This is a genomic window from Bacillus sp. FSL K6-0993 (assembly GCF_037977205.1).
In the GTDB taxonomy this organism is placed as follows: Bacteria; Bacillota; Bacilli; order Bacillales; family Bacillaceae; genus Bacillus; species Bacillus subtilis.
Genome location: NZ_CP150275.1, coordinates 3863925 through 3879357, shown reverse-complemented (window position 1 = coordinate 3879357; position 15433 = coordinate 3863925). Strand labels below are relative to the sequence as shown.

Sequence of the window (15433 nt, the reverse complement as noted above, 5' to 3'; positions counted from 1 at the left end):
TTGTTTTACGGAGGACGTGTTTAAAATGTTTCATTTTCACACAAAAAAACCAGTCCTTTTTTGGACTGGCTTTTGGCATTACGCTTGCGCTTCAAACTGCTTTGCGATCTCAACGATGACATTTACGGCTTTTGCCATGTTGTCAACTGAGATGTATTCAAATTTGCCGTGGAAATTTTCCCCGCCTGTAAAGATGTTTGGCGTTGGAAGCCCCATGTAGGACAGCTGCGATCCGTCGGTGCCGCCGCGGATGGGAGAAATCTTCGGTTCGATGCCGAGGTTTTCCATCGCTTGCTTGGCGATGTTGACGATTTCGATGACAGGTTCAATTTTCTCTCTCATGTTGTAGTATTGGTCGTTCATATCCAGCAGAATCCGGTCTTGCCCGTATTCGTTTTGAAGTTCTTCAACGGCACGCTTCATTGTTTCTTTTCTGTTTTGGAAATTCTCTTTGTCAAAGTCTCTGATAATGTAGTGGAGCTTTGTTTCCTCTACGTCTCCTTGAATCGACAGCAGGTGGTAGAAGCCTTCATAACCTTCCGTATATTCAGGCGCTTCGTCTGCCGGCAGCAGGCTGTTCAGCTTCATCGCGATTTTCGCAGAGTTGATCATTTTCCCTTTAGCTGTTCCGGGATGTACGTTGTTGCCTTTAATCGTAATTTTTGCGGCAGCTGCATTGAAGCTTTCATATTCAAGCTCGCCGAGCGGCCCGCCGTCAACCGTGTAGGCAAAGGAAGCATTGAACCGTTTCACATCAAATTTGTGTGGCCCTCTTCCGATTTCTTCATCAGGCGTAAAGGCGACTCTGATTGTACCGTGCTTGATTTCAGGGTGTTTGATGAGGTAATCCATGGCTGTCATGATTTCAGCGATACCGGCCTTATTGTCTGCGCCGAGAAGGGTGGTGCCGTCTGTGGTGATGAGTGTATGGCCCTTATAGCCAGACAGCTCAGGGAATTGATCAGGTGACAGGGTGACCTGCAGCTGTTCGTTAAGAACGATGTCTTTTCCATCATAGCTTTCGATGATTTGCGGATTCACGTTTTTGCCGGTAAAGTCTGTAGCGGTGTCGACGTGAGCGAGAAAGCCGATTGTCGGCACGTCTTTTTCAGTATTGGAGGGAAGAGTTGCCATGACATAGCCGTTTTCATCAATAGCTGCATCCTGCATGCCGATGGACTTCAATTCATCAACGAGCATGTTTCCTAATGTCAATTGGCCGGGTGTGGAAGGACAAGTGTCAACGGATTCATCGGACTGTGTGTCGACTTTTACATATGTAGTAAACCGTTCAATGATTTCTTCTTTCATTTCCAATCATCTCCTTTGTCTTATTTTAGCATGGCGGGATGAGGGATTTCTATTGCACAATACCGTTTCGAATGGCAAAAACGACTGCCTGTGTCCGGTCTTGGGCATTGCATTTTTGCAGGATGCGGTGTACGTGGGTTTTCACAGTGCTTTCACTGACGAAAAGCTTTTCAGCAATATCCTCATTTCTCAGTCCGTAGGCCATTTGCTGAAGAACCTCAAGCTCTCTTTTGGTGAACGGCTCTGCCAGTTCTTCGGCATGGGGCTGTTGCTTCGCCCGAAATGTCTCACTGATAATTTTAGCAGCTGTGACTGTACGAAAAATCGCCTCGCCTCTCGCCGCAGCGCGAATCGCATCTATCAACTCTTCAGGAAGTGTATCCTTCAGCAGATAGCCGACTGCGCCCGCACGGATGCCTTCAAATACGTATTCTTCCGTGTCAAAGGTGGTTAAAATGACTATCTTTGTATTTGGAAGTGCGGAGATAATGTCTTTCGCCGCTTCGATGCCTGAGCAACGCGGCATCTGGACATCCATGAGGATGACATCGGGTTTTGTTTGTTTTGCGAGTGCTATAATATCGTGACCGTCGCCGGCCTCGCCAGAAACCGTCATATCCGTCTGTGCGTTGATGACGTAGCGGAAGCCTTCACGCACAAGCGGCTGATCATCGGCAAGCGCGACGCGTATTTTATCTTTGTTCATCTTTTTGCTCCTTATTCGTTGTCATGAGCGGCAATGACAGCTCAATTTTCAGGCCGCTCGGCTGTACGGCACTGAAAGTAAGAGAACCGCCTGCTTTTTCTGCGCGTTCTTTCATTCCTGTCAGGCCAAATCCATAAGTAAGGATGCCGGTGAATTGTCCGTCGTCGGTGATTGTGACATAGAGATGGGACTTGTCGTTAGAAATGACGGCCGCCGCATGAGAAGCGTCAGCGTGACGAATGATATTGGTCAGCGCTTCCTGCAAGATGCGGTAGATCGTTTCGCTCACGTTTGGAGGCCAAGACTCTTCTGACAGTCCGGCAGTATCTAAAGAAACGTGCAAGCCGCTCCGTTCCTCCACTTGATGAATGAGCCCCCGCAAAGCGGTAAGCCCCACCATCGATTCACTACGGCCCATTTGGTGAACGACTGACCGTACTTCTTGAAGACATTCCCTGGCGACACTCAGTACATTTTGAATGACTTTTTCTGAATCCTCCTTGCTGCTTTTAAGGATATAGGGAAGGGATTGAAGCTGAACAATCACAGAAGTCAGCTCGTGACCGATGCTGTCATGAATGTCGCGGGCAATTCTTGTACGCTCCTCAAGGACCGCGTACCTTAATGAAAGAACAGAAGCCTCCTGCAGCTCTGCATGCGCTTTCTGGAGTTCTTTATGAGCATGCTCCAGCTGCACATGCATTTTTGCCAATTCAGCATGATTCCGTTCAGCCTCCTTTCTCGCTTCTCGTCTGAAACGCATGGAGGAGAAGAAGACGTAGAGTCCGATCATGATCGAGATGTTGCTGATGATGGTATTCAAGCTTCCTCCATGTGAGGATAGGAGTAATATGTTGCCTCCAATTAAACATGCTGTGAAGATCAAGGACAGCCGTGAAGGGAGTCTAAAGGCGGCATATATCATTAAAAATACAATCAAAAAATAGGCGGCTCCCTGCTCTTGGCCGGAAACAGCCCAAAAGAAATCGGTCAGGAGCCAGAGTCCAATGAATATGCTCAAACTAACAGCAGTGGATGCCACATAGGGAATGATCCAAATGAATGCTAAGTATACCGCAAATACAAATGCTAACAAAATGGGATCAGCCTTAGTTGGATGAGATAAAAATTGTATGCAATTCAAAATAAGAATAAGGCTCGGCACAAGCTTCTTGTAATGCCGAGCCGGAGATTGTCCGTTCATGCTGGTCCTTCTTTCGGTTATTGAATGGATACTTTGCCGGCGGTCAGCCGTCTGTATGCTTTGTAAAGCATGATGTTGCGGGCTGTAATGGTGCCGAGGGGAACGAAGAACATAGAATGAATAATGGCAATAAACATCACGTTGCTCTCAGGCAGCCATGTTCTCGCGGCCATGCGCAAAGAAAGTATCACTAGAATGAGGATAACACTCCCAAGTGAGCCGCGTGAAGTGACCTTTCCTGTTTCCGGGTGAATCCGCACATTTACCATCTTCCCAATGCCAAACCCGCAGGCCAGCCCGATCAGTAATAAAATGCCGCTGATCGCCACATGTAATACGGAATGAAAATACGCCGGCTGAAACGATGCTGATACGCCCCATAAGAGCAGCAGCGGAATGATCAGCAACTTCCCGGGTCTGACAGCTCTCTCGCGGTACATCGATAAAATAATAAGAATCAATACAATAAAAATATATGGGCTCATCGCCATGTCATCAAATCCTTTCTGGATTAAGCATAGCGAAAATGGAAAAGGAAATCGTCAACCGGCAGATTGATTTTTCAGTCGCTATACTTGTTCGCGCTGCATAAAGTCATGTAACATGGCGTGAAAATGCTGATAACATATGAAAAAACTATTAATAAACGATTAAACTTCTTAAAAATGGATGTGGACCGGTTTTAAACACTATATAATGAAAACAGGTCATTTTTTAGGAGGGTTACATCATGGCAATACTTGTTACTGGCGGGGCCGGGTACATTGGCAGCCACACATGTGTTGAATTATTGAACAGCGGCTACGAGATTGTTGTTCTTGATAATCTGTCCAACAGTTCGGCTGAGGCGCTGAACCGTGTCAAGGAGATTACGGGAAAAGATTTAACGTTCTACGAAGCGGATTTATTGGACCGGGAAGCGGTAGATGCGGTTTTTGCTGAAAATGAAATCGAAGCTGTAATTCATTTTGCTGGGTTAAAAGCAGTCGGTGAATCTGTGGCGATTCCGCTCAAATATTATCATAACAATCTGACAGGAACGTTTATTTTATGTGAGGCCATGGAGAAATACGGCGTTAAGAAAATCGTATTCAGTTCATCCGCGACAGTGTACGGCGTTCCGGAAACATCGCCGATTACGGAGGACTTTCCATTAGGTGCGACAAATCCTTATGGGCAGACAAAGCTCATGCTTGAACAAATATTGCGTGATTTGCATACAGCCGACAATGAGTGGAGCGTTGCGCTGCTTCGTTACTTTAACCCGTTCGGCGCGCATCCAAGCGGACGGATCGGTGAAGACCCGAACGGAATCCCAAATAACCTTATGCCGTATGTGGCACAGGTAGCTGTCGGGAAGCTCGAGCAATTAAGCGTATTCGGAAATGACTATCCGACAAAAGACGGGACAGGCGTACGTGATTATATTCACGTCGTTGATCTCGCAGAAGGCCACGTCAAGGCGCTGGAAAAAGTATTGAACTCTACGGGAGCCGATGCATACAACCTTGGAACAGGCACAGGCTACAGTGTGCTTGAAATGGTCAAAGCCTTTGAAAAAGTGTCAGGGAAAGAGGTTCCGTACCGTTTTGCGGACCGCCGTCCGGGAGACATCGCCACATGCTTTGCAGATCCTGCGAAAGCCAAGCGGGAACTGGGCTGGGAAGCGAAACGCGGCCTTGAGGAAATGTGTGCTGATTCCTGGAGATGGCAGTCTTCTAATGTGAATGGGTATAAGAGTGTAAAATCATAAAAAGAAGGGCAGGGTTTTTCCCTAGCCCTTCTCTTTATTTATCTAAGTTTATTTCAAATGTAAATGGATTGATTGTAATATCATAGTTTTCGGAAGATCCTTCTAAAATGACGTTTGCTGTTTTGCTATCGATTTTAGGGAAAACAATAACCCCTTCAGTTTTAACCCCAGGTAAGATTTCGCTTTGAATTTCAGGATATTCTGATAGGTCGGATTTAGGCTCAATCTGTTTATTATCAGCTGTAATTTTGGCATTGAAGTCATAAAAGCTGATTTCATCTTGTGATTTGTTTTCTATCTTTACATAAAGGCGAGTTTCTTTTTCAGCAAGTTCAACTTTTTGAAGCGTGAGTGCAAATCCGTGCTGGTTTTGGGTTTTATTCACGTTAATTGTTTTTTTAGCAGGAGCAAACGCTGTTGCATAGTCGCTTTTTTCAATGGAATCAGCAATGATTCTTGGTGCTGAAACAGAACCGCCCAATGCGTTTTCCCCATCATATTTGTCTTTCACCGTACCGACTACATGGATAATGTCGTCATCTTTAATGTCTAAATCAGAGTCGTCGCTCATTATAAGCGTATTTTTGCTTAACTTTTCTGGATTATTGTAGCCTTGAAGATATGTACCATCATCGTCTTGTTCAACGTCAAAAACCTTTACATACAGATCAACTTTATAATTTTTAAATTGATCGGCATTGGTATATAGTTTTTCTATATCAGTCTTTTGTACTGTTTTTGTCGACTTTTTAGAATCGGAGCTGGTTGTTGTAGTAGAAGCTTGAGAATCTCCGCTGTTTCCAATGTTTGCAATAATGATAATGAGTACTATCGCTAGAATGATCGTAATGATTTTATGTCTCATAAAAAAGTTACGTTTGTCTTTACCGCAGTTCGGACATTTTTTAACACCCTTTGCAATCTCTTGACCGCAAGCTTTACAGTGTGTTAGTTTCTCTGACATTATATTTCCTCCTATGTAATTAAATGTTTAATATATATTCTATTTTGCCTATATATTTCTGAGTAGTCAATGATAAATCAGAAATGTTATTTTAGTTTTTTTCTTAAAAAAGGTACTTTGTATCATATCGGTCAAATTTTTCATTTATTAACAGCAGTCATCTTTTTTATTCCTATTAATTTGCCGATGAAATCTCCGCAAATACCCCTTGAACCAATTCGAACCGTCCCTTATAATGCTAATATTGGAAAGTGAAAAGGATATGATAAAAACAGTGGTTTTCTAGGGTTCCGCAATGCAAATTGGACTGTGACCGAGAGAAAACACATAGCAGCTTGGCTGTTATGACACGGTGGGATAAAAGCCCAGGAGTTTCTGCTCTTTTTCGAGAGCGTTCTCCTGGGTTTTTTTATTTGCTAGAACAGAACAATGAGAAGGAGTGTTTTCGTGATGAAAAAGAGAATGCTGGATGTACTTATGCTTGTGATTGGCGCTTTTTTCTTCGCGCTTGCGGTTAATTTATTTGCGATTCCCAATGATCTTGGGGAAGGCGGAGTCACTGGGATTACGCTGATATTGTATTATCTGTTTCAATGGTCTCCTGGTGTCACGAACTTTATCTTAAATGCGTTTTTGCTTTTAATCGGCTACAAGTTTCTGGATGGAAAAACAACGGTTTATACGATCATTGCGGTTGCGGCAAATTCGCTTTTTCTTCATCTGACACATGGGTGGAGCATTCCGTCTGATGAATTGATCATTAATACGATTTTCGCAGGTGTATTTGCCGGAGTCGGGATCGGCATGATTATCCGGGTCGGCGGGACGACGGCTGGTTCCGCGATTCTGGCCAGAATTGCTAATAAATATTTAGACTGGAATATCAGCTATGCACTCTTGTTTTTTGATTTAATCGTAGTATTTAGCTCTTATTTTATTATTGGTGCAGAAAAAATGATGTTTACGATCGTGATGCTGTATATCGGTACCAAAGTGATGGACTTCATTATTGAAGGTTTGAATACGAAAAAAGCCATTACGGTCATTTCAGAAAATAAGAGTGAGATTGCAGAGCAGGTAAATACCTTGATGGATCGGGGCGTGACGATTTTATCAGGGAAGGGAAATTATACGGGCCAATCAAAAGAGATTTTGTATATCGTCATTAACAAACAGGAGCTGTCTATGCTGAAAAAAATCATTAGAAGCTGCGACAAAAAAGCGTTTGTCATCGTTCATGACGTACGCGATGTGTTTGGCGAAGGGTTTGTGGATATATCTAAATAAAGAAAAATCCCTCTGTACTTGAAGCAGAGGGATTTTTTCATTTAGAACGGATATTTGCGGTATTGCTTCTGGATCGAAATCCATTTTGTCACGGTAAATTCCTCGACGACCCACGGATTGCCGAAGCGGCCGACACCGCTTGCTTTGTTTCCGCCAAAGGCAATATTCGGCGAATCATTGACGGACTGGTCGTTGACATGGGTCATGCCGCTGTCAATTTGCAGGGCGAACTTTTCGCCTTTTTCTACATCAGAAGTGAAAACCGCAGAGCTGAGGCCGTATTCAGTATCATTTGCCATGTCAATCGCTTCCTGGTCGCTGCCAGCTTTAATAATGGTTGCGATTGGGGCAAACAGCTCCGTTTGTGCAATTTTGCTGTTGTTGTCCGCACCGACAAAGACGTACGGCGTGAGCACGTTTCCGACACGTTTTCCTTCAACCGCAAGCTCAATGCCGTCTGCCTTTGCCTGCTCAATGATCTCCAGCGCTTTTTCGATTTGGCGCTCGTTGATCAGCGGGCCGACAACGGTTTTCGGATCGGTTTGATCGCCGTACGGAAGCTGTTTGACACGGGTGGTGAACTTTTCTACAAACTCATCGTACACATCTTGATGAACGATGATCCTGTTGATAATCATACAGATTTGTCCCTGGTGAATAAATTTTCCGAAAATCGCGGCATCCACAGCACGATCGACATCCGCATCTGAAAGAACGGCAAATGGATTGTTGCCGCCGAGCTCAAGGGCCATTCGTTTGAAGGCGCGACCGGCGATTTCACCGATGTGGCGCCCGACTGCGGTTGATCCCGTAAAGCTGATTAATCTCGGGATTGGATTGGTGAGCATGCCGTCCCCGATTTCCTTTACATCCGTCAGCATGACGTTAAGGACACCGGCAGGAAGACCGGCGTGTTCAAACGCTTTCGCAATGATGGTCCCGCCGGAAATAGCGGTTTGGATATCAGGCTTGTGAACAACACTGTTACCCAGCGCAATTGCGGGCGCAATGGATCTCGTGGATAGATTCATTGGAAAATTAAATGGGGAAATCGATGAAATGACACCAAGCGGAAGGCGGTAAATCTTATTGGTTTTCCCTTCAATGTTGGATGGCACCTCTTTGACGCCGCCTAATTCGCCGGTATACGCCATGGCTTCATCTAAAATCGCAATCGTTTGTTCCAGCTCGATCGTTGATTTAATGATCGTTCCGCCAGTTTCGCGGGCGATCATCATAATGATGTCATCACGGTTTTCCTGTAAATAGCCGCGCGCTTTTTGCAGGACGGCTTTTCGGTCTTCCGTCGTGCTCTTGGCCCACTCTTTTTGGGCTTTCTGTGCAATGTCAAACGCATCCTCCAGCTGTTTGCCTGTTGCCAAAGATGCTGTTGTGATCACAGACTGGTCATACGGATTCAAAATGTCCTCCGTACGTCCGCTTTCTCCCTCAGTCCATTTTCCATTGATAAAACTTTTGTTTAACGTTTCGAAACTCATAAGATGTCCCTCCTTTGGTCCTGCATGTCCTCTTCTATTTCCGCTGAAGCCAATATGTAAACGAATGAGGTTTCCCTTTCAGTTTCTCGTCTATCTATACCGGATATACTCTTTTTTAGTGGAGAACATGTGTGTTTCGCCTTATACTGAATATACAGATCCTTACATAAGAGAGGAGACTCTATGAAATCGCTGCTGGCTATTTATCCCGGTTCGATTGTGTCTGAGGAGCTTTGCATAAGGGAAGGCTGTCTATGTTTTTTTGATGAGAGCAATCAGAGATATATCTCCATTCCAAAAACAGAGATCAGTGAAAAAGAAGTATTGGTGCTGCAGGCATTTTTGACGCCTGCGGATGAGGGCAATCAAATGTCTATGAAATCACCTGAGGAAAACAAGTGGTTTTCGTTCCTTTTTTCCAGAGGGGAATTGCCGGCGTACATAAAGAAACGGACGAGATTTGTTCACTTTCATTTATTCGGCAAAATAGAAAGGACGTCCTTTACGGAAGCGGTTCGCCATTTTTGGCCGGTGTCTTTTGTGATTGTGTGGATCCATGAGGACAGAGGCGTGATTGTCGAGCAGGAAAGTGAAGCGGCGGCGGAGAAGGACGAACTGGAATCGCTCGCAAAGGTTCTTGAAAGTGATTTCTACTTCAGTGTCCGTTTTTACGCCGGAAGATTTTACGAGCCGGATGAGTGTCTGCGAAAACATTACGCTCGTGAACAGGCGTATTTCCTGTTTGCTGAAAAACGGCTGCCTCAGGTGCAGAGTGTGACCTTTGAGATGATCTTTCCTTTTCTATTATTAGAAACAGAAAAAGAAAAACTGGAAACGCTGCTCTCTGAAGAAGCTGAGCTTTTATTTGGAAGTGAAGCTGAGCTAAGGAAGACCATTAAGCTGTTTATTGAAAACAACTCAAACGTCACATTAACAGCGAAAAAGCTGCATCTGCATCGCAACAGCCTGCAATATCGGATTGATAAATTTATTGAGCGGTCAGGGATAGATATCAAATCGTACAAAGGCGCGCTTCTTGCCTATTTTATCTGCCTGCAAAATGAAAGTTCAGAATAAATTGGAAATATGCACGAAAAATGGCTGGGTGATTTTATGAACGCTGCCCATTTTAGCGAGAGGAAATTGCTGTTACACTCAATATAAGAAAGCGTTTACAATAACAAAGGGGGATGTTAGATGGCTGAATTGCGGATGGAGCACATTTATAAATTTTATGATCAAAAGGAACCGGCGGTTGATGACTTTAACCTTCATATTGCCGATAAGGAATTTATCGTATTCGTCGGCCCGTCCGGCTGCGGGAAATCAACGACGCTGCGAATGGTCGCAGGACTTGAAGAAATTTCGAAAGGCGATTTTTATATTGAAGGAAAACGGGTCAATGATGTAGCGCCAAAGGACAGGGATATCGCGATGGTATTTCAGAACTACGCGCTCTATCCGCATATGACGGTCTACGATAATATCGCGTTCGGGCTCAAGCTTCGGAAAATGCCAAAGCCTGAAATCAAAAAAAGAGTAGAAGAAGCCGCTAAAATTCTCGGGCTGGAGGAATATTTGCACCGTAAACCGAAAGCGCTGTCAGGCGGACAGAGACAGCGGGTTGCGCTGGGCCGGGCAATCGTGCGGGATGCAAAGGTGTTCCTGATGGATGAGCCTTTGTCAAACCTGGACGCGAAGCTGAGGGTGCAAATGCGGGCGGAAATCATTAAGCTCCACCAGAGACTGCAAACCACAACGATTTATGTGACACATGACCAGACAGAAGCACTGACGATGGCGACACGGATCGTGGTCATGAAAGATGGGAAAATTCAGCAGATCGGGACGCCGAAGGATGTATATGAATTCCCTGAAAACGTCTTTGTCGGCGGGTTTATCGGATCACCGGCGATGAACTTTTTCAAAGGGAAGCTCACGGATGGCTTAATCAAAATCGGTTCTGCGGCATTAACCGTCCCGGAAGGAAAAATGAAAGTGCTGCGTGAAAAAGGCTACATCGGCAAAGAGGTCATCTTTGGCATCCGTCCTGAGGATATACATGATGAATTGATTGTCGTGGAATCATATAAGAACTCTTCGATTAAGGCGAAGATCAATGTTGCAGAGCTGCTCGGTTCTGAAATCATGATTTATTCGCAGATCGACAACCAAGACTTTATTGCGCGGATCGACGCCCGCCTCGATATTCAATCGGGCGATGAACTGACGGTTGCATTTGATATGAATAAAGGCCATTTCTTTGACAGTGAGACTGAAGTGAGAATCCGATAAGATCAAAAAAACCGGACATGGAGACATGTCCGGTTTTTTGCTATTGAAAATCTCAGAATCAAACCGATGAAAAAGGAGGAAGAAATAGACAGAAAGCAGGAGAACGATGAAACGATTGTTTTTAAGCATCTTTCTTTTGGGCAGCTGTTTGGCTCTTGCGGCTTGCGCTGATCAAGAGGCGAATGCAGAGCAGCCGATGCCAAAAGCGGAACAAAAGAAACCGGAAAAAAAGGCAGTACAAGTTCAGAAAAAAGAAAACGATACATCCGCATGGATCAAAACAGAGAAACCGGCAAAGCTGCCGATTTTGATGTACCACAGCATTTCTTCAGGAAACAGCCTCCGTGTGCCAAAGAAAGAATTCGAGGCGCATATGAAGTGGCTTCATGATAACGGCTATCAGACATTAACGCCGAAAGAGGCGTATCTCATGCTGACGCAGGATAAAAAACCGAGTGAGAAGTGCGTGCTGATCACATTTGATGACGGGTACACCGACAATTATCAAGATGCGTATCCGGTGCTGAAAAAGTACGGGATGAAGGCAACGATTTTTATGATCGGCAAATCGATCAGACATAAGCACCATCTGACAGAGGAACAAATGAAGGAAATGGCACAGCACGGCATATCGATTGAAAGCCATACGATTGACCACCTTGAGCTGAACGGGTTAACGCCTCAACAGCAGCAAAGTGAGATGGCGGATTCGAAAAAGCTGTTTGACCACATGTTTCATCAGCAAACCTCCATCATCAGCTATCCGGTAGGGCGCTACAATGAGGAGACGCTGAAGGCCGCTGAAAAAACGGGCTATCAAATGGGCGTGACGACAGAACCGGGCGCGGCTTCGAGAGACCAGGGAATGTATGCCCTCCATCGTGTGCGCGTGTCCCCAGGCATGTCAGGCTCGGCTTTTGGTGCGTACATCGAATCAATGAAATAAAAAAAGGCGGCGTTTAATCGCCGCCCCCTCCGCCGCCACAGCCGGAATCGCTGAAACCTCCGTCACTGCTGCATCCATCATGGTGTGAGCCGTTGTCTGAATAACCGAAATACCCGCTGTCCGCCTGCTTGCGGCTTTTATTTTCCGATGGCTGCGGCTGAATGACTGAAAGAAAAACAATAATAGATATAAACAATAAGATGATCACAATCACTTCGCGTCACTCCCTTTTTTCACCATATCTGTTATACGGATGAAACGCTGACCGGTTTCATTTCAAAGTGATCGATTCTTTCAGGCGATCTCTGAGCCAGCGCTTCAGCACCCCATGTCCTTTGTTTGACAATAAAGTGCCGACACGCCAATACATAGGGGGATGAGGAGCGAACTGAAAATCAATCAATCTGAAAAACCAGCTTTTATCACGGGTGAGAGAATCAATTTGAAGCTCGTCTTCACCTGCTTCAGAGCTGTAGGCACTTTGTTTCTGTATGTCCTCATCCTGCCGAACCGCCAAGATTCTCAAGGCTTCAGCCATTTGTTTGTAACCGCCCCCCAGCAATGATGCGCCAAGGTTGTCAGCACGCACCTCCATCCATTGTGAACAAAAGGATTGATAGAGCTGGAACAGGATAATGATTGTCATAATGAAAGCCCAAAGCGCAATTTTGTGGGCCTCGGGATGGGTGATATGCTGCTCAAACAAGAGGAAAATCCCAACGACAGCTCCAAGAAATAGAAAACGCAAAAGCTGTGATGACAGAACGTCACGTTTTTTGATATGAATCGCCTCATGGGCCAGAATGCCTTCAATGACACGCTGTGGAAGTGTTAGTGTGGCGCTTGTCAGGATGACCATTGACCTCCCGACATTCATGCCTACTGCCATTCCGTTGTAATCATCACTCTCCGTTTCGTATATGCGGACATGGGAAATGCCGGCCGATCGGAAAATCTTATCGGCCGCTGCCTGTACATGCGGATGATGACAAGGCTTGGCGTCCATCGCCGCCCGCAACACACGGTCTGACATATACATGTTGAATACCCAATACAGGATTACGGCAACAGCCATGACCCATGGAGAGGCATGTAATGCGTATAACGCGAGCACCAATAAGGCGTAAGCGGATACCCCTTTTATGCTGGCGGCAAAATAAAGCTTCCCGAGCAGCCGCTTCACATTTTTTCTATGATAAAACGGCAAAACAGAAATCACATTGTCCACATCGTTTTCTGCATCTGTGTATTCCTGGAGAATTGTTTTCCATTTTTGCGGTTCCTTCACCGTCAGAAACAGTGTTTCGCCGGGAAGAGACAGTTTAATGACTTGCTGAAAGCTTGTTGTCAAATCTAAACGGGATGAATACATCGTCAGTAGCGGATGGAGCTTTAAGAGATCTGCCGTTGATTCAAGCTGAATGTCCTTCAAATCGGAAAGCGGGTATGTACGGGTTTCATAGTGTGAGCTGATATGCAATTTTTCTAAGGCAGCTGAATAAAAAACCTTTACGCTGAAAACATTCAGTATACGCTTCACCAGTGCCCCTCCGCCGGAGATCATGCCGAGAAGGATCACATATTTGAGAGGGCTTGTGTCAGGTCCATAGATGAAAAAAATAACAGCCCCTGCAAACACAATGGCGGTCAGCGTAATGTCTGACAGGAGACGTGTTTTGTTTCTGGCCAGCTCGATTTCCTGCCAGTCTCCCGAAGGTTTTTCCACACGTTCTGAAACAATGAGATCCATTGCGGTCCAATAGCAGAAGAACATTGTCGCGATTGAGACAATGCCGTCCATGAATGAGAGATGAGAGAAGATGTAAACTGCAGCGCCGACCCAAAGAACAATATCAATCCAGAAGTCTACGGCCGGAATGAGTTTTGCTGCCAGGGCTGATATCAAATAAAATCCCAGCCCGAGAAGCATAAAGAGAAATAGATGAGTTCCCATAGGCATGCCATATTCCTTTCTATCTAGTATTTCCAACTATTACTATAGCATGAGGCGGGAACTTGCAAAAACATGGACATGCAAAAAAGCAAGCTCTTTCGTTTGACGAAGAACTTGCTTGCGGGGATCAATAAAACTGGTGCAGCAGCAATAAGGTTAAGGATACTGTAATCGCGCCCCCGATGCGGGTAGACACTTGGGCGAAAGGCATTAGCTCAAGCCTTTCAGCGGCGCTTAAAATGGCAACGTCACCGGTGCCGCCTTGCCCAGAATGGCATGCATTAATAATGGCGGTTTCAATCGGATACATGTTCAGCCATTTTCCAGTGAAGAAGCCAACGACCATCATGGTCACAACGACAGACAGAATCGTAATAATATTGCTGAGGTTAAAAGCGGCGACAAGCTTGTCCCACGGCGTCATGGATACCCCAATCGCAAAGAGAAGCGGGTAGGTCACAGCTGTTGAAAAAAAGCGGGACACTCCAAACGCGCCATTTTCAATTGAGGCAGGCACCAATCTGAACAGCTTGATTAGAACAGCCAGTAACAGCATGGCAACGGGTGCCGGAAAACCGAAAAAATCGTGAGCGAGCATGCCAACTAAGTATAAAGAAACAGCAAGGATACCGCCTGACGCAAATAAAGAAAGGTTGAACATTTGCTGGCCGCTTTGTGATTCCTCCAGCGCAGGGGACTCTTCTTCGGAGCGGTCCACTTTGCCGTTGCCTGTCCATTCCGGTTTTTTCTTTCCGATGCGGTTCAGCAATCCCGCTAGAATAATCGCGCACAGGCTGCCCAGCATAATCGATGGCAGAACAAGTGCAAACGCTTCCCCTTGAGAAATGGGCATGATGTCAGAATATCCGATGGACAGCGGGATAGCGCCTTCTCCGACTCCTCCAGCCATGATCGGAATGACAATGTACAGCAGGGTATGCTGAAATCCGAGTCCGAGCAATGTCCCGACAGCCAGTCCGACAATAGCGGCTGTGACAGAACCGACAATAAGCGGAATAAAGATTTTCATGAATGCTTTTACGAGTGTTTCTCTTTTCATGCCGAGAATGCTTCCGACGACAATACCGGCGATAAACAAATATAGAAAGTTTGAGTTTTCTGTAAATTCTGTGGTGGATTTGACGATATCATTAGGCAGCAGGTGATAGTACACGATAGCGGACGGAATAAAAGTAGCTAGGATGGCCGGGCCGCCGATAGAACGAACTATCGGTATCGATTTGCCGATTTGGGCAAAGGTAAACCCGAAAAACGCCATGACGGCGATGGATGTCAAAATGTCACTTTTTACATCGTGATGCATAACAAAAACAGTGATTAATATAAACAGCAAGGCATACACAGGAAGCGGTATGATGCCTACTTTTATATTCATGGCTTTCGCAAACCAATTCTCTTTTCGAACCCCTTCGTGAATTGTATCCGTTTGCAATTGCATGTGTGTTTGAAGCTCTCCCATTGAAAAACCTCCCCTATTCTTGATGCAGTGAAAT

General features: G+C 45.4%; 13 protein-coding genes, 1 pseudogene and 1 riboswitch. Of the genes and pseudogenes, 5 read left to right on the top strand and 9 right to left on the bottom strand.

The window, feature by feature from the left end:
* Positions 1-78: 78 nt before the first annotated feature.
* Genes pepT through MHH79_RS20045 form a run of 4 tightly spaced genes read right to left on the bottom strand, consistent with a single transcriptional unit; the run spans position 79 to position 3712 of the window.
* Positions 79-1311 carry a peptidase T gene (gene pepT, locus MHH79_RS20060; RefSeq protein WP_063334894.1) on the bottom strand — a complete coding sequence of 411 codons (1233 nt, stop codon included), beginning with the start codon at positions 1309-1311 and terminating at the stop codon, positions 79-81.
* 49 nt (positions 1312-1360) lie between these two features.
* Positions 1361-2017 (bottom strand): two-component system response regulator YxJL, encoded by a 657-nt coding sequence (gene yxjL / locus MHH79_RS20055; protein WP_251217814.1) that lies wholly within the window; start codon positions 2015-2017, stop codon positions 1361-1363.
* Complete coding sequence (gene yxjM, locus MHH79_RS20050) at positions 2004-3221, bottom strand: two-component system sensor histidine kinase YxjM (protein ID WP_063334892.1); 1218 nt, start codon at positions 3219-3221, stop codon at positions 2004-2006. The genes yxjL and yxjM overlap by 14 nt, the downstream gene beginning before the upstream one ends.
* Positions 3222-3238: 17 nt before the next feature.
* The gene (locus MHH79_RS20045) at positions 3239-3712 is read right to left on the bottom strand and encodes a DUF1453 family protein (protein ID WP_063334891.1); all 474 of its coding nucleotides are present in this window, start codon (positions 3710-3712) and stop codon (positions 3239-3241) included.
* 239 nt (positions 3713-3951) lie between these two features.
* Here MHH79_RS20045 and galE point away from each other — a divergent pair, with 239 nt between their 5' ends.
* Complete coding sequence (galE, locus tag MHH79_RS20040; protein WP_063334890.1) at positions 3952-4974, top strand: UDP-glucose 4-epimerase GalE; 1023 nt, start codon at positions 3952-3954, stop codon at positions 4972-4974.
* 757 nt (positions 4975-5731) lie between these two features.
* On the opposite strand, the pseudogene MHH79_RS20035 reads toward galE, so the two are convergent.
* A pseudogene (locus MHH79_RS20035) lies at positions 5732-5938 on the bottom strand (DUF4352 domain-containing protein); the annotation flags it as partial.
* Between the two features lie 271 nt (positions 5939-6209).
* Positions 6210-6312, top strand: a riboswitch (guanidine-I (ykkC/yxkD leader).
* 76 nt (positions 6313-6388) lie between these two features.
* On the opposite strand from MHH79_RS20035, the gene MHH79_RS20030 reads away from it, so the two are divergent.
* Positions 6389-7225 (top strand): YitT family protein, encoded by an 837-nt coding sequence (locus MHH79_RS20030; RefSeq protein WP_003242615.1) that lies wholly within the window; start codon positions 6389-6391, stop codon positions 7223-7225.
* Positions 7226-7266: 41 nt separating this feature from the next.
* Here MHH79_RS20030 and MHH79_RS20025 read toward each other — a convergent pair whose 3' ends face one another.
* Positions 7267-8724: an aldehyde dehydrogenase family protein gene (locus tag MHH79_RS20025; RefSeq protein WP_063334888.1), complete on the bottom strand. Its 1458-nt coding sequence runs from the start codon at positions 8722-8724 to the stop codon at positions 7267-7269.
* A 183-nt stretch (positions 8725-8907) separates the two neighbouring features.
* Between MHH79_RS20025 and MHH79_RS20020 the strand changes: the two genes are divergently transcribed.
* The 3 genes from MHH79_RS20020 to MHH79_RS20010 all read left to right on the top strand — a co-directional run bounded on the left by MHH79_RS20020 (position 8908) and on the right by MHH79_RS20010 (position 11965).
* Positions 8908-9801: a PucR family transcriptional regulator gene (locus MHH79_RS20020; protein ID WP_063334887.1), complete on the top strand. Its 894-nt coding sequence runs from the start codon at positions 8908-8910 to the stop codon at positions 9799-9801.
* 120 nt (positions 9802-9921) lie between these two features.
* Entirely contained in the window at positions 9922-11019 is a 1098-nt protein-coding gene (msmX, locus tag MHH79_RS20015; protein ID WP_003242648.1) for a maltodextrin ABC transporter ATP-binding protein MsmX, read from the top strand.
* A gap of 106 nt (positions 11020-11125) precedes the next feature.
* Positions 11126-11965, top strand: a complete 840-nt coding sequence (locus MHH79_RS20010; protein WP_063334886.1) for a polysaccharide deacetylase family protein — start codon at positions 11126-11128, stop codon at positions 11963-11965.
* A 13-nt stretch (positions 11966-11978) separates the two neighbouring features.
* Here MHH79_RS20010 and MHH79_RS20005 read toward each other — a convergent pair whose 3' ends face one another.
* The 3 genes from MHH79_RS20005 to cimH form a co-directional block, all read right to left on the bottom strand.
* Positions 11979-12179, bottom strand: coding sequence for a hypothetical protein (locus MHH79_RS20005; protein WP_014481322.1), 201 nt, complete (start codon positions 12177-12179; stop codon positions 11979-11981).
* Between the two features lie 57 nt (positions 12180-12236).
* Positions 12237-13925 (bottom strand): M56 family metallopeptidase, encoded by a 1689-nt coding sequence (locus MHH79_RS20000; RefSeq protein ID WP_340034852.1) that lies wholly within the window; start codon positions 13923-13925, stop codon positions 12237-12239.
* Positions 13926-14046: 121 nt separating this feature from the next.
* Positions 14047-15399, bottom strand: a complete 1353-nt coding sequence (gene cimH / locus MHH79_RS19995) for a citrate/malate transporter CimH (RefSeq protein WP_063334883.1) — start codon at positions 15397-15399, stop codon at positions 14047-14049.
* Between the last annotated feature and the right edge of the window lie 34 nt (positions 15400-15433).

Coding starts and splice junctions, on each gene's coding strand:
- pepT (WP_063334894.1), bottom strand. CDS start 1,311: ATGAAAGAAGAAATCATTGAACGGTTTACTACATATGTAAAAGTCGAC.
- yxjL (WP_251217814.1), bottom strand. CDS start 2,017: ATGAACAAAGATAAAATACGCGTCGCGCTTGCCGATGATCAGCCGCTT.
- yxjM (WP_063334892.1), bottom strand. CDS start 3,221: ATGAACGGACAATCTCCGGCTCGGCATTACAAGAAGCTTGTGCCGAGC.
- MHH79_RS20045 (WP_063334891.1), bottom strand. CDS start 3,712: ATGGCGATGAGCCCATATATTTTTATTGTATTGATTCTTATTATTTTA.
- galE (WP_063334890.1), top strand. CDS start 3,952: ATGGCAATACTTGTTACTGGCGGGGCCGGGTACATTGGCAGCCACACA.
- MHH79_RS20030 (WP_003242615.1), top strand. CDS start 6,389: ATGAAAAAGAGAATGCTGGATGTACTTATGCTTGTGATTGGCGCTTTT.
- MHH79_RS20025 (WP_063334888.1), bottom strand. CDS start 8,724: ATGAGTTTCGAAACGTTAAACAAAAGTTTTATCAATGGAAAATGGACT.
- MHH79_RS20020 (WP_063334887.1), top strand. CDS start 8,908: ATGAAATCGCTGCTGGCTATTTATCCCGGTTCGATTGTGTCTGAGGAG.
- msmX (WP_003242648.1), top strand. CDS start 9,922: ATGGCTGAATTGCGGATGGAGCACATTTATAAATTTTATGATCAAAAG.
- MHH79_RS20010 (WP_063334886.1), top strand. CDS start 11,126: ATGAAACGATTGTTTTTAAGCATCTTTCTTTTGGGCAGCTGTTTGGCT.
- MHH79_RS20000 (WP_340034852.1), bottom strand. CDS start 13,925: ATGCCTATGGGAACTCATCTATTTCTCTTTATGCTTCTCGGGCTGGGA.
- cimH (WP_063334883.1), bottom strand. CDS start 15,399: ATGGGAGAGCTTCAAACACACATGCAATTGCAAACGGATACAATTCAC.